This is a genomic window from Acinetobacter sp. YH12069 (assembly GCF_013419675.1).
GTDB lineage: Bacteria > Pseudomonadota > Gammaproteobacteria > Pseudomonadales > Moraxellaceae > Acinetobacter > Acinetobacter amyesii.
The window spans coordinates 1-12,791 of record NZ_VOZS01000006.1; the positions used below are offsets into that span (position 1 = coordinate 1).

At 41.3% G+C, this 12,791-nt stretch carries 13 protein-coding genes and 1 pseudogene; 9 read left to right on the plus strand and 5 right to left on the minus strand.

Annotated elements, in window-relative coordinates; genetic code table 11:
- Together FTU16_RS05000 and FTU16_RS05005 are read left to right on the plus strand one after the other, a co-directional pair.
- On the plus strand, positions 1-370 hold a 370-nt coding region (locus FTU16_RS05000; RefSeq protein WP_180162834.1), incomplete at its 5' end, for a transposase.
- Between the two features lie 7 nt (positions 371-377).
- A pseudogene (locus FTU16_RS05005) lies at positions 378-725 on the plus strand (alpha-ketoglutarate-dependent dioxygenase AlkB); the annotation flags it as partial.
- A 230-nt stretch (positions 726-955) separates the two neighbouring features.
- Here the strand turns inward: FTU16_RS05005 and FTU16_RS05010 are convergent.
- Entirely contained in the window at positions 956-1,732 is a 777-nt protein-coding gene (locus FTU16_RS05010) for an IclR family transcriptional regulator (RefSeq protein WP_180162835.1), read from the minus strand.
- Between the two features lie 464 nt (positions 1,733-2,196).
- On the opposite strand from FTU16_RS05010, the gene FTU16_RS05015 reads away from it, so the two are divergent.
- Genes FTU16_RS05015 through FTU16_RS05025 form a run of 3 tightly spaced genes read left to right on the plus strand, consistent with a single transcriptional unit; the run spans position 2,197 to position 5,533 of the window.
- Positions 2,197-4,296, plus strand: coding sequence for an FUSC family protein (locus FTU16_RS05015; protein WP_180162836.1), 2,100 nt, complete (start codon positions 2,197-2,199; stop codon positions 4,294-4,296).
- The gene (locus tag FTU16_RS05020) at positions 4,289-4,495 is read left to right on the plus strand and encodes a DUF1656 domain-containing protein (RefSeq protein WP_180136599.1); all 207 of its coding nucleotides are present in this window, start codon (positions 4,289-4,291) and stop codon (positions 4,493-4,495) included. Before FTU16_RS05015 ends, FTU16_RS05020 begins: the two co-directional genes overlap by 8 nt.
- 33 nt (positions 4,496-4,528) lie before the next feature.
- A complete protein-coding gene (locus FTU16_RS05025) occupies positions 4,529-5,533 on the plus strand; it encodes an HlyD family secretion protein (RefSeq protein WP_180162837.1) in 1,005 nt (334 codons plus the stop codon).
- Positions 5,534-5,638: 105 nt separating this feature from the next.
- Here the strand turns inward: FTU16_RS05025 and ruvX are convergent, their stop codons facing one another.
- Together ruvX and FTU16_RS05035 are read right to left on the minus strand one after the other, a co-directional pair.
- On the minus strand, positions 5,639-6,082 hold the full coding sequence (gene ruvX, locus FTU16_RS05030; RefSeq protein ID WP_111884874.1) for a Holliday junction resolvase RuvX: 444 nt from the start codon (positions 6,080-6,082) through the stop codon (positions 5,639-5,641).
- A complete protein-coding gene (locus FTU16_RS05035; protein ID WP_078189425.1) occupies positions 6,075-6,629 on the minus strand; it encodes a YqgE/AlgH family protein in 555 nt (184 codons plus the stop codon). The genes ruvX and FTU16_RS05035 overlap by 8 nt, the downstream gene beginning before the upstream one ends.
- Before the next feature lie 308 nt (positions 6,630-6,937).
- Here FTU16_RS05035 and FTU16_RS05040 point away from each other — a divergent pair, with 308 nt between their 5' ends.
- The gene (locus tag FTU16_RS05040; RefSeq protein WP_180162838.1) at positions 6,938-7,663 is read left to right on the plus strand and encodes a hypothetical protein; all 726 of its coding nucleotides are present in this window, start codon (positions 6,938-6,940) and stop codon (positions 7,661-7,663) included.
- 61 nt (positions 7,664-7,724) lie between these two features.
- Here the strand turns inward: FTU16_RS05040 and recN are convergent, their stop codons facing one another.
- Positions 7,725-9,386: a DNA repair protein RecN gene (recN, locus tag FTU16_RS05045; RefSeq protein WP_078189423.1), complete on the minus strand. Its 1,662-nt coding sequence runs from the start codon at positions 9,384-9,386 to the stop codon at positions 7,725-7,727.
- Between the two features lie 598 nt (positions 9,387-9,984).
- On the opposite strand from recN, the gene FTU16_RS05050 reads away from it, so the two are divergent.
- The 3 genes from FTU16_RS05050 (at position 9,985) to FTU16_RS05060 (ending at position 12,173) form a co-directional block, all read left to right on the plus strand.
- Positions 9,985-10,308, plus strand: coding sequence for a pyrimidine/purine nucleoside phosphorylase (locus tag FTU16_RS05050; RefSeq protein WP_067763086.1), 324 nt, complete (start codon positions 9,985-9,987; stop codon positions 10,306-10,308).
- A 177-nt stretch (positions 10,309-10,485) separates the two neighbouring features.
- Positions 10,486-11,244, plus strand: a complete 759-nt coding sequence (gene rlmB, locus FTU16_RS05055) for a 23S rRNA (guanosine(2251)-2'-O)-methyltransferase RlmB (RefSeq protein ID WP_180162839.1) — start codon at positions 10,486-10,488, stop codon at positions 11,242-11,244.
- An 8-nt stretch (positions 11,245-11,252) separates the two neighbouring features.
- Positions 11,253-12,173 carry a DMT family transporter gene (locus tag FTU16_RS05060; RefSeq protein WP_373683891.1) on the plus strand — a complete coding sequence of 307 codons (921 nt, stop codon included), beginning with the start codon at positions 11,253-11,255 and terminating at the stop codon, positions 12,171-12,173.
- 14 nt (positions 12,174-12,187) lie between these two features.
- On the opposite strand, the gene coaE is transcribed toward FTU16_RS05060, so the two are convergent.
- On the minus strand, positions 12,188-12,790 hold the full coding sequence (gene coaE, locus FTU16_RS05065) for a dephospho-CoA kinase (protein WP_168378206.1): 603 nt from the start codon (positions 12,788-12,790) through the stop codon (positions 12,188-12,190).
- Position 12,791 lies beyond the last annotated feature (1 nt).

A 12,791-nucleotide genomic window follows, 5' to 3' on the forward strand; every position in this document is an offset into this window, starting at 1 on the left:
TCAAACTCAAAAAATCCTGAGTTTATGTACGAGTCGTGGTGCCGTACATGATTTCGAACTCTTCAAACGTAACTTGAATCAGATTCCTGCAGGTGCATTTATCCTTGCGGATAAGGGTTATCAGGGAGTTTATACAGTGTATCCAAATAGCTTGTTGCCATTAAAAGCAAAGAAGCGCTGTAAACTGGATTCCGAACTAAAAATCTATAATCAGGAAATCAATAAAAGAAGAATTGGAATTGAGCATGTATTTGGCAGTTTGAAAACCTTCAAAATTCTTGCTGAGCGATATCGCAATCGAGGCAAAAGACTAGCATTAAGATTCAATCTAATTGCTGGAATTTATAACTTGGAGCTGAGTGAAAAATGACTTATGAAAGAAATCTATTGAGCAACGGGTGGGTCAGACGTTTAATTCCTGTTTGGCCAATTTATACGAAAATGGTACGCAAGCGGTAGGGTGGCATAGTGATGATGAGCCGTCTTTACTTTCACCCACACAGCAGGTGGTGATCGCATCTTTAAGTTTTGGCGCAAGCCGAAAGTTTTGCTTTAAACATAAAAGCACCCAAGAGAAAGTACAGCTTTTACTGCAAAGTGGACAGTTGATCGTGATGCGTGGGCAAACCCAACGGTATTGGAAGCATGCCCTAATGAAGTCGATGAACGTGACCGAGCCGAGGGTGAATTTAACCTTTCGTTATTTCTATGATCAACAGCCATAAAAAAAGCCCATATCTAGATGAGCTTTTTTCTTTCTCTGAGGAAGAGTATAGCGACAATCAACTGAAATCATGGAACACATGGTTGAGATGACTGCTAAAGAACAATAATCATATTATGATAATCTTTCTGGAGTTTATAATTAATAAATTCAATTAATAATATGAATTTATCAGATTAATTAAATATCATCTTTACAACATCGCATCAGTTGTGCGCAAACTGATCAGATTTAAATGGCGTCCGATTCTTCCATCATACTGCTGTATTTTTTCTCAATACGCGCTGTACAGTCTTGCAGCATTTCTACAACTTTCTGAAAATTCATAAAATCAAAACGATTTTTAGACGCCAATAGGGTCAAAGCAAGTGGGGGTTCTTTACTGGAGAATTTAATCGGAATCGATAGGCTCGACATATTCGGGTCAACTTCACCATTGGAAAAATAATAACCCTGCTTTTTAATCTTTTTCATTTGCAGCATAAATTCTTCTTCATTATGCGCAAAACCAACTTGAGATAATTCATCTGCAAAACGGTGGTAATAATCTAAAATCCGTTGCTTGGGTAACTGGGACAAAATCACTTTAGATGATGAGCCTTTATACATTGGACGCGGGCTACCTCGACCATAAGCCAATGCGGCATAGTCTTTATAAAGTTCATGATGTACATCAATGCAAGAGTCGATATTTAGATGCGTCAATAAGCAGCAAGACTCTGTGCGTTCCACAATTTCTTTCATGAAGGGGATGCTAATTTGCACCAATGGATCGGTGGTGCGAGAAATAAAATCAAGCACAGCAATTTTTGAACCCAGTGTGTAATCGCCAGAAGTCCCACTGAGGCGCTGCAATAATTCAGCAGAAACCAGTTCTTTTAAATAGCGATAGCTCGTTGGTTTAGATAAGCCTAATTCTTCACTAATAATGTCGACATTGATGATGGGACGAGCAACTGAAAATAAGTCGAGTACGGTGAGAATTTTACCAAAACTGGAAAGCGCCATAAGAACCTGCTTGGTCACAATAAAAAATGAATCGTTAAGTTACTTTATAACAAATTGCTCGGCCTGATGTTGCGCTTTTCTACACTGGAAATGAAACAAATCTGAAATATCACCGGGTTTCTTGGGTTATTCTGATAAAAGCATAATAAAAAATTGAAATATGCATTTAAAATATAGGTCAATTATCAAAATAAGATATTTTTATTGACTTTGGTTTGTTTTTTTAGCAAAATTACTATGAAAATATCCTATATTGAATAAATATTGCCCATCTGTTCGATGCGCAGGCAATGTTGCACACTACTTTTTGTATTCAAATGGTTTGAAACACGATTTGAATCGCTTCTTTACTTATTGAAATTTCTAGTCATTCCTGTGCCGTGATACAGGTTGTGCTGTCGAATGTTTAAGCATTCGATACGAGGCCGTTTTCACTAAAAAGAAGCAAACCACCGAGATCCATCATGCTGCTGACGAAACAAATACTCGCTTTTCGGCCCAATAAAATGGACTGGATTTTTGCGACCAAAACGTTCATCGCGGGCATGTTGGCATTGTATGTGGCCTTTGTACTGAATTTAGCTTATCCGATTTGGGCGATTGGCACCGTTTTCGTGATCGCGAATCCATATTCAGGGATGACGTCTTCAAAAAGTTTGTATCGTGTATTAGGGACGTTCTTAGGGGCGGCCGTGTCGGTGGTGGCACTGCCACATCTCATTCACATGCCTGTACTGTTTACGGTATTTTTAGCGGTTTGGGTTGGGTTTTGCCTGTATTTGTCACTGCTAGACCGTACGCCTCGTAGTTATGTTTCCATGTTGGCGGGTTATACCACGGTCATTATCTGTTTTAACGTGGTGTATTTTATTGATACCGCTTCGATTTTCGATATGGCCTTGGGGCGTTTTCTCGAAATTACGGTGGGTGTGGTATGTAGTGCCATCGTGACCACGACATTATTTCCAATGCATATTGGCCCTGCAGTCGAAACACGCGTGAGCAAAACCTTTGCCGATACCAAAGAAATATTTGATCAGATTTTATTAGAGCCTGCCGAACTAGAAAATTATTCTAAAAATCTTGGCAATATTGCACGAGATATCGCGGATATACATGTCATGGCGGTGCATTTGTCATATGAAAAATCTACCTTAAAAGGCATGACACGTCCATTGCAGGAAATCTTGCATCAGTTGAGTTTGTTGGTCAGTAACTTGGTGGCCATGTCTGAACGGATGAAACAATTAGATGGTCTGGACACACATTATCGGACGGCACTCAAGCAAGCCCATGAACATATTGCCGCGTTTTTATTAGATCAACATCAGATTGAGGAAAGTGAACTTAATCAATTACCTGAACAGTTTGAGCAAGATTTTCAACACATTCAGACACAGGCATTGCCATCACAGCAGGTGATTTTGGGTAGTCTAAAAATGGATATTCGCCATTTTATTCAGAATATCCGTGCGATTCGCTTGCTTTGGCAGCGGGTACAGCAAGGCGACTCCACTTTACCAACCACACTGACCGCCTTGAGCAATAGTCATTATCCGACTTTGCACCGTGATGCGGGGGTTGCTATTCGTGGCGGAGTGTCTGCGTGTCTGATTATTTTAATTTCTACGGGTTTTTGGATCGTTAGTGGTTGGAAAGCTGGATTTATGATGGCCGAAATGGCTGCAATCAGTGCTTGTATTTTAACTGCAATGGATAACCCTGTTCCTGCATTGAAAATGTTTATTCGAGCCAATATGTATGCGGCTTTCATGGTGTTTATCTACGCCTATGGCATTTTCCCGCATGTGACCGCCTTTTGGCAGTTGATCGTGGTGTTAGCACCGTTTGTGATGTTCTGTCTGATGCTGTTTTTACATCCACCTTTAATTGGAATTAGCTTGCCATTACTGATGGGGGCGATTATGGGACTGAATATTCAAAACCGCTTTAGCCTCGATCAGGTGTTTTTCTTTGATGCATCGATTGGGACGGTTTTGGGACCCATTATTTCGGTATTTATTATTCATTTAGTACGTGCAATGTCACCAGATATGACGGCCCAACGCATCCTTTCTCAGCATTATAAGGCACTGCGTCAGGCTTTATATCTGCCGTACGGCTTACCGTTTCGGGTGCATTTACGCAGTATGTTGGACCGAATTGGCATCCTAAACAGCAAAATGGTGCAATCAGGAAATTTGAAACAACAGATCGAGTGGGCTTTGGTGGAAGCCAGTGCGGTGATTGATTTGACCCGCTTACAAGAACTGATGAATAAACTCGATCCGAATGATGCATTGGTCAGCGAACTCGAAGAGTTACAACAGGATTTAGATGACTATTTTCGGGCCATGGAACAAGGGCAAAAGAATGTGTATATGAGCTTGAAACAGCAAATTGTAGAGCGAATTCAACGATTGAATCAGGCCGTTCAGGGTATTGAAAACGACGATGTTATGCATCGAATTCAGTATTTACTGAACAATATTCAAAGCAGTTTTTGTCATGTTCTAACACAGCAGACTCCAAATCATTTACAGGTCGAGGCACAACATGGGTGAGCTAAATGTATATGGCGTCTATGTGCCCATTCTATTGATTCAAGCGGTATTGGCCTATCTGTTATTGCGGGTCATCATGCGTTTGCTTGACCGATGGATGGCGCCAGATTGGGTGCCGATGCTCAATATTTTTTATTTGGGTGTATTTATGATGTTGCTTTGGCTGGTGCATGAAATCTTTATTTTCTGCCAGTTCTAAGCCCCTAAAAAATGAAATGATTGAGGTAATCGTATGACCAATTTGAATGTCCGAAAATATGTTCGGCCTGTATTGTTGATAATCGTGCTATGTGGCGCATTACTTGCGCTGAAACATATTTGGGACTATTACAATTCGGAACCATGGACGCGTGATGGACGGGTACGTGGTGACGTGATTCAAGTGTCATCGGATGTTTCAGGTTTGGTCACAGACGTTTTGGTTCAAGACAACCAACAAGTGAAAAAAGGCCAAGTGCTGTTTCGTATAGATGTGGCACGTCAAGCTTTGGATGTTGAGCAAGCCAAATCTGACTTGGCGAAAGCCAAAGCAGGACTGGCAGGGGCTGAAGCGCAGCTTGCTGAAGCTAAAGCCAATCTAGTGAAGTCACAAGCTAATATTAATCTTGCAGATAAAAATGCAAATCGTTATGCAAGTTTGATGGACGGTGCGATTTCAAAACAAGAACAAGATCAAATGTTTGCAGTACGTGATCAATCACATGCAGAGCATGAACAAACTCAGGCCGCGATTGAGCAAGCCAAAGCCAGTGTGGTGCAGCAAAAAGCCTTGATTGAAGCGGCGAATAGCAGTTTGCATTTGGCAGAATTGAATTTAAAACGTTCGGAAGTGGCTGCACCGACTGATGGAACTTTGTCTAACTTTGAACTCAAAGCGGGGAATTATGTCAAAGTAGGCCAAGCCGTAGCGGCCTTAATTGACCGTCAACAATTGTATGTTGTGGGATATTTTGAAGAAACCAAACTGGATAAAATCTATGTTGGCGCACCTGCAACAATCCAACTGATGGGAAGTTCTGAAGTTTATAAAGGCCATGTACAAGGCGTTGCAACAGGGATTGAAGACCGTGAACGTACATCGACTGATGGCTTACTTGCCAATGTCAATCCAACCTTTAGTTGGGTCCGTTTGGCACAGCGTGTACCAGTGAAAATTGTACTGGATGAAGTGCCGCATGATCAGTTGGCTTTTGTTGCAGGTCGAACCACCACGATTCATATTGTGGATAAAAACTAAGTTATCCCCAATCATTTCATTTGCACAGCATTGAGTGATCAATCTTGCGCATAAAAAAGCATCCTTTTTCGGATGCTTTTTTATTTGCCTGTTTGTTGAAAGTGCTTAAGGTTTTAGTCCAACTGGATTTCGATACCAACTTTCAATAAACAATGCTGCAGCAAGGCTGTCGGCAGAAAGATTCTTCGCACGGCCTTGGGCTTGATAATGATCTAATTCATCACGCGCTTCACGTGTCGTTAAGCGTTCATCGACCATCAAAGTTTCAATATTGGTTTGGTGGCGAAGGCGTCGTGCAAATTTACGCGCACGTGTGGAGAGTTCAGATTCGCTATCATCCATATTGAGCGGTAGACCCACGATAAACAAATCCGGCTGATACTGTTTCACAATCTTGAGTAGATTATCCCAATTGGGAATGCCATCTTTCATGGGAAAGAGTGGTAGGGGATTTGCACTTTCAATCAGGGCTTGTCCAACAGCTATTCCTGTTTTTTGTGTGCCAAAGTCAAAGGCCATAATCATTTGATATTGTGGTAAATCAGGCATGTCCAATCTCAGATGATAACCACATGCGGTCAACGCCCATTTTTTTATAGGCAGCATCCCAGCGGTCGTCATAAGGTAAGTTAAATATTAAATCCATGTCTGAGTCACAAATGAGCCAATCACCCCGAGCAATTTCTTCTTCCAATTGGCTTTTACCCCAACTGGCATAGCCTAGAGCCACCTGATAACGACCCACACCTTCATTGTGTGCAATCGCATCTAAAATATCTTTAGACGTGGTAATACAGACATTTTCACCCACAGCAATAGACGAATGCCATGTCGGTTGACCGGTATGAAGAACAAAACCTGCCTCTGGGCGTAAAGGTCCACCTTGCAACACTTCATGAGGATGCACATTATCTGCCTCAATTTCCAAATCATTCAAGAGTTCTTTGATCTGTAAACCTGATGGACGATTAATAATGATGCCTTGAGCGCCATCTTCATCATGTCGAGCCAAATAAATCACCGTATTGGCAAAGAATTCATCGTTCATTTCGGGTGGAGCAATCAGGCAGCGGTGTGTGAGGTATTGTTTAGTCACCTAATGGCTTCTCCTTATTGGGGTAAGTTTCATTCTTGGGGTGAATTGCATTCGAATAACGTTGTATTTATCAACATACTAGACTCATAAGTTTTCAACAATGAGTTTTTCTGCAAATTCAATATTTGTCATGCTCGACCAGTGAGGGACATGCTAAAAACCGTCATCGTGCAGGCAGGTCTGCAATGTGGTGAATTGTGAAGAGATGATTGGTGATTTGAACAACAGCAGTACAAAAGTGAGGAGAAGCTATACGTGATGGATAACTGAGATTGCTTAAAATAGCAGGATAAACTGAGGGTAAAACAATGACACATTTTTCAAAAATAATAGGGATGGCACTCTGTGCAAGCCTACCTATTTCAGGCTTTGCAGGAAGCGCTGACTTACAAAAACATGAATCGCAAGTAATTAAAAAATATAAAAAATTAAATTTTTATGAGGTCAATGAAGCGATAGAACGTGAAATTGTGGATGTCATCGCGGCAGATCCGAGCAGTTTTCACTACGGATTTACGCAACTGGAGAAGCAAGGTTTTATTCATGTTCAATATTCACCAGATAAAAAGCTTAAATTTTATAGTTTTGATGTGTCTGGCGGAGGCACCATGGGGGAGTGGAGCAGCTATGTGCAATATGCAACGGGAAAAACGCAACATTTAGATCAATTTGACTCAGGCTATATCAATCAAATTTTGCCGATCAACATCCAAAATAAAACCGTATATTTGGTGAAGAGTTATTATAAAGGTGATAATTGCAGTGGATTACATCATCTAAGAGCTGTTGAAGTTGGGCCAAAACAGTTACTTAAATCTTATGTATTTCAAACTAAGCAAAAGAAACTAGATCAAATCTCGGTAGATTATGACTGCCATTATGAAACCGATCGTCGTAGCGGTAATGAATATCTCAAAATCAGTCCGAAACACGTGGATGTTATGTTACTCAATCAACAATATCAGCCGCAGTATAAATATTTACGCTATAGCTTAGGCTCGAAAGCCTTTGTGTATCAGGGAATTGTCAAATAGTGTGTTTAAGAAAAAAGCCTGTGTACTTTGAATACACAGGCTTTTTTGCAAGCATCAAAAATTAACTATGTTGAAATTTTAATTGTCGCAACTGTTTTGCGTGTTGTAAGGTCGTTTGACTAATCTCCACACCACCAGTCATTCGAGCCAGCTCTTGAATCCGATCATCTTCTTCTAACTCGATAATGGTACTGCTTGCAGGATCTGTTTGGCGTTTTTTCACCAAAAGATGTTGGTCAGATTGGGCAGCGACTTGGGCTTGGTGAGTAATACATAAAATTTGAACATGCTGTGCCAAATCAGCCAACAAACGCCCGACAATTTCTGCCGTTCCGCCACTGATCCCGACATCAATTTCATCAAAGACTAACACTTCGGATTCAGTTTTTTCAGCATTCATCACTTGCATGACTAATGCAATACGTGACAATTCACCCCCCGATGCCACGCGTGCTAAAGGCTGAGCAGGAATCCCTTTGTTTGCGGTGAACAGCAGTTGAATAAAGCTCAAACCTTCACTTGAAGCTTGTTCTAGAGGCTCAAACTTAAATTCAAAATGTGCTTCTGGGAGCGCGAGCTGCTTCACTTGTTCAGTCAACTGCTTCGCCAATGGGGTAGACGCTTCACGACGAATATCATCCAAATGCTGTGCTTTGGCTAAAAAGTCTTGATGAGACACTTCTACTTGTTCAGCTAAGGTTTCAGGATCTTCAAGTTGATGTAATTGCTCAAGCTCAAGTTGCCACGCATCATAATCATTTTTTAAATCTTCGGGCTGAGTACGATATTTACGCGCTAATCGATGAAAAACTTCGAGTTTAGTGTTTAATTCGTCCATACGTTCAGGATCGAAACTTTGACGATCAATAAACTGACGTAAATTTGCTGTCGCGTCTTCAATTTCACTTTGAGCGTTCAGCAGCGACGTATAAATTTCAGAAAGTTGTTCACTACGTCCTGCATGCGATTCAATCCGACGAATGATCGCGCCCATTTCTTGATTGATATTTTGCTCGGCGTCATCGAGGGCATTTAAACCATAGCTACAATCCTGCATGATATGTTCATGATGACTGAGACGGTCAAATTCTTGCTCGATTTCTTTGTAGTCCGTTTGCACAACGTCTTCAAGTTCTTCCAATTGAAGTTCAAGCGTTTCTATCCGTTGCTTACGTGTGGCTTGGGCGTCGAGTGCTGCTTGGTGCTGACGAATGTCCTTTTGCCATTTGCTATAAGCATCACGCACGGCTTGAGCAGGCTGATAAAAATTATAATAACGATCCAGCCAATGCTTTGGGTAGGGTGGTTCTAAAAGTTGTTGTTGGCTGTGTTGGCTATAGAGTTGAACCAATAAGCGGCCAATTTCTTTTAATTCGGATAAGCTGCTCGGACGTCCATTAATCCATGCCTTACTACGACCTGTTGCAAAAATTACGCGACGTAAATGGATTTCGCCAGACTCATCATCCAATTCGTGTTCTTTGAGCCAAAGCGCTTCAGGACTGTGCTCTTGATAGCTAAAGGTCGCTGTTACATCGGCTTTGTCTGATCCATAGCGCACATAGTTGGTGTCTGTACGTTCACCTAAGCAAGCTGATAATGCGTCTAGCAGTAAAGATTTACCTGCACCCGTTTCACCCGTCAGGACATTAAAGCCTTGTTCAATGTCGATGGCTAAATGGTCGGCTAATGCAAAATTGATCAGAGTTAAATGTGTCAGCATAAACGCATCCGAGCTGCGAAAAGTTCTAGTTAAAGATAATTAAGTTTTGTTTTGGTCACAAGACAAGTTTTATTTTAAGATGACGAAAAACCTCGTAATTCTATCTTAAATTTCAGTTTAACAAGAAATTAGTTTCGTATCCGCTGTATCCATGCAGTGTTGTGATGTAAAGAGTAGGTGATCTTGCATAACGTGAGCTGAAACCATCAAATGTCCTGCCAAGTCCTCACAAAACACGTTTGTGTATGTATTCTTGTATTTAATCTAGCGTGTTATTGCCATAAAACGTCATGATTTGGTCACTCAAATCCACCAATATGATTCATCACGCTGCTATTTTTTTGAAATGAGTTTGCAGCGTTTCAATTAACCCTAACTAGGACTTTAGTGGATGAAACAAAAAAGTATTTTGTACAACAGCACAGCTTGTTTTAGACTCTAAATGTTGAGGTGGTGGGATGAAATAGGGGCACATCCAGTACTCAGATTTTTGTAATTATCTATCGCACAGTTTTCAACACAGATTGATTAGTTTTTGCAGCACAATTAAACTACATCGATCAAAATATTATAAATATGCTTTATCTGGAGAAAACGCATGTCAGCACAGTTTGATCATGTATCGGTAATCAAAAAATCAAATGTTTATTTTGGCGGTCTATGCATCAGCCATACTGTGCAATTTGAAGATGGAACAAAGAAAACACTGGGTGTGTTGCTTCCAACTGAACAAGCGCTGACTTTTGAAACTCATGTACCTGAACGTATGGAAATTATTTCAGGCGAATGTCGTGTTCAAATTGCAGATAGCGAAGAAAGCGAATTATTCCGTGCGGGCCAATCGTTCTACGTGCCAGGTAATAGCCGTTTTAAAATTGAAACAGATGAAGTCTTGGACTATGTGTGCCACTTAGAAGGCTAATGATTCAATCAATTTAGGCACAGTTTTTTAACCTTAAATCGGTTAAACTATGTGTCATAGCATAAATCCTGTAAAGCTTGCTTTGCAGGATTTTTCTTTTTGGCAGCCTATGCTGTGCTCTAGGGATATCATACCCTGTTCAAAAGTTTATCGAAGTTTGCAATTTAGAGGTCGTTCATGGCGAAACCGGAATATTATTATGGCGTTCATTCAGTGGAGTCATTACTGGAACTTGAGCCAGAACGCGTTTTAACTTTATTTGCGTTAAAAGGACGTGATGATCAGCGTTTAAAACGTATTTTTGAGCTTGCAGAACCGTTTGGTGTCAGCATTCAAAAAGCTAGTCGTGATAGTTTGGAAAAACTTGCGGGACAACCGTTCCATCAAGGTGTGGTTGCGGCTGTACGCCCACATCCAGTCTTGAACGAAAAAGATTTAGAGGCTTTATTACAAGCCAATCCAAATGCGTTGCTATTGGCATTAGATCATATTACAGATCCACATAACCTTGGTGCATGCATTCGTACAGCGGCAGCCATGTGTGTTGAAGCTGTGATTGCACCGCGTGATCGTTCAGCGACGCTTACCCCAACAGCCCGTAAAGTGGCTGCAGGTGGTGCTGAAAAAGTGAAGTTTATTCAGGTGACGAACTTGGCACGTACCTTGGCTCAAATCAAAGAAGACTTTAATGTACGTGTGGTCGGCACTATGCTAGATGAAAAAGCATTGCCGATTCAAAATTTTGACTTCACAGGTACGGGTGTATGTGTGGTGATGGGCGCTGAAGATACAGGTTTACGTCCTATTACGCAGGCGCAATGTGATCAAACTGTTTACATTCCAATGGCTGGTAATTTGCAAAGCTTAAATGTCAGTGTCGCGACAGGTATGGCATTGTATGAAGCATGCCGTCAACGTAATAATAAATTGAAATAGCAGTGATGATGTCTCCTCAAAAGCAAGGTTATTTATATGTGTTCATTACCATGTGTATTTGGGGTGGATTTACCTTAACGGCGCGTTTAAGCACCAATTGGGGAATCAGTGCTTGGGATATCACGGCGCTCAGGTTTGCTTTGGCATTTTGCATCTTAATGCCAATTTTGATTTATAAAAAAGATACGGCTTTTTTATGGAAAAAAGAGCCTTTTATCCTTGCTATGCTCGGTGGGGTGACCTATTGTTTAACGGCCTATAGCGCATTTCATTATGCTCCTGCGGCCCATGCTGCAATTTTCCTCAATGGTTGTATTCCCTTATGTACGGCCATAGCCGCATTTCTGATCTTCAAACAGCCGCTCGATAAGCATACCTGGATCAGTGTGGTCATTATGGTTTCTGCTATTAGCTTAATGAGCTATCTGATGTATGTGGAAACCGGTGTAGCGTTTGGTTTGGGTGATTTGCTGTTTTTTATCAGTGCCATTTGGTGGGGGATATTTACGGTATTGCTTAAGCAATGGAAGCTCTCTGCTTGGCATGCCATGGCGGGGGTTGCGATTTGGTCTGCCGTGGTATTTGTACCAATTTACCTACTATTTTTCCCTAAACATTGGTCCGATCCTGAGCCGCTGCAGCTCATTGGGCAAGTCATCTTTCACGGTATTTTTGTGGTGATTATTGCGACTTTAACGTATGTAGAGGCGATCAAGCGCTTAGGTGCATTTAAAGCCGGAAGTATCGTAACTTTGGCACCTTTTATTGCTGCGATTTTAGCGGTGCCGCTGCTAAATGAACCCTTAAGTTTTGCAATTGTGTGCGGATTGGTCGGGATGGGGATTGGAGCGATTCAACCGTGGAAATGGTTGGGACGAAAGGATAGTCTAGAGCAGCAACTCGAACAACAAAAAAAGCAGTCTGAGTAAGACTGCTTTTTTCTTTAGCTTTTTTCAGCGTGCGCTAAGTACTTGAGATGTAAGGGTCGAAGCTGCGCATAAAGATGATCTAAATGACCATCATTCAGCACGATATCATCTGCAATTTTTTGCTTTTCCTGACGTGACATTTGAACTTGAATAATTTTTTGGATTTGCTCGATATTTTGACCATCACGCTGTGATGCACGCTGAATTTGCAATTGTTCTGTGGCATCAATCAGCAAGGTGTGATTGGCCAATTCATGTTGATTGGTTTCAAATAATAACGGCGAAACCAAGATGACATAGGGGCTAGTGGCTTCGTTTAATTGTTGGATAATGGACTGGCGTATTGCTGGATGGGTAATGGCTTCAAGTGCTTGACGTGCTGTAGGATCTTTAAAGATATGCTCGCGTAATGCACGCCGATTTAACTCACCATTTGCAAGTAAAACCCAATCACCAAATTGTTGCTGAATTTGATTCAGTGCGGGTTGACCAGGTTCGACAACTTCCCGTGCAACGATATCAGCATCGACGACTTGAATGCCTTGGAGTTCAAACCAATTGCTTGCAGCAGATTTACCGCTACCAATACCACCTGTTAAACCCAAGACAAATGTCATA

Coding starts and splice junctions, on each gene's coding strand:
- FTU16_RS05010 (WP_180162835.1), bottom strand. CDS start 1,732: ATGGCGCTTTCCAGTTTTGGTAAAATTCTCACCGTACTCGACTTATTT.
- FTU16_RS05015 (WP_180162836.1), top strand. CDS start 2,197: ATGCTGCTGACGAAACAAATACTCGCTTTTCGGCCCAATAAAATGGAC.
- FTU16_RS05020 (WP_180136599.1), top strand. CDS start 4,289: ATGGGTGAGCTAAATGTATATGGCGTCTATGTGCCCATTCTATTGATT.
- FTU16_RS05025 (WP_180162837.1), top strand. CDS start 4,529: ATGACCAATTTGAATGTCCGAAAATATGTTCGGCCTGTATTGTTGATA.
- ruvX (WP_111884874.1), bottom strand. CDS start 6,082: ATGCCTGATTTACCACAATATCAAATGATTATGGCCTTTGACTTTGGC.
- FTU16_RS05040 (WP_180162838.1), top strand. CDS start 6,938: ATGACACATTTTTCAAAAATAATAGGGATGGCACTCTGTGCAAGCCTA.
- recN (WP_078189423.1), bottom strand. CDS start 9,386: ATGCTGACACATTTAACTCTGATCAATTTTGCATTAGCCGACCATTTA.
- FTU16_RS05050 (WP_067763086.1), top strand. CDS start 9,985: ATGTCAGCACAGTTTGATCATGTATCGGTAATCAAAAAATCAAATGTT.
- rlmB (WP_180162839.1), top strand. CDS start 10,486: ATGGCGAAACCGGAATATTATTATGGCGTTCATTCAGTGGAGTCATTA.
- FTU16_RS05060 (WP_373683891.1), top strand. CDS start 11,253: ATGTCTCCTCAAAAGCAAGGTTATTTATATGTGTTCATTACCATGTGT.
- coaE (WP_168378206.1), bottom strand. CDS start 12,790: ATGACATTTGTCTTGGGTTTAACAGGTGGTATTGGTAGCGGTAAATCT.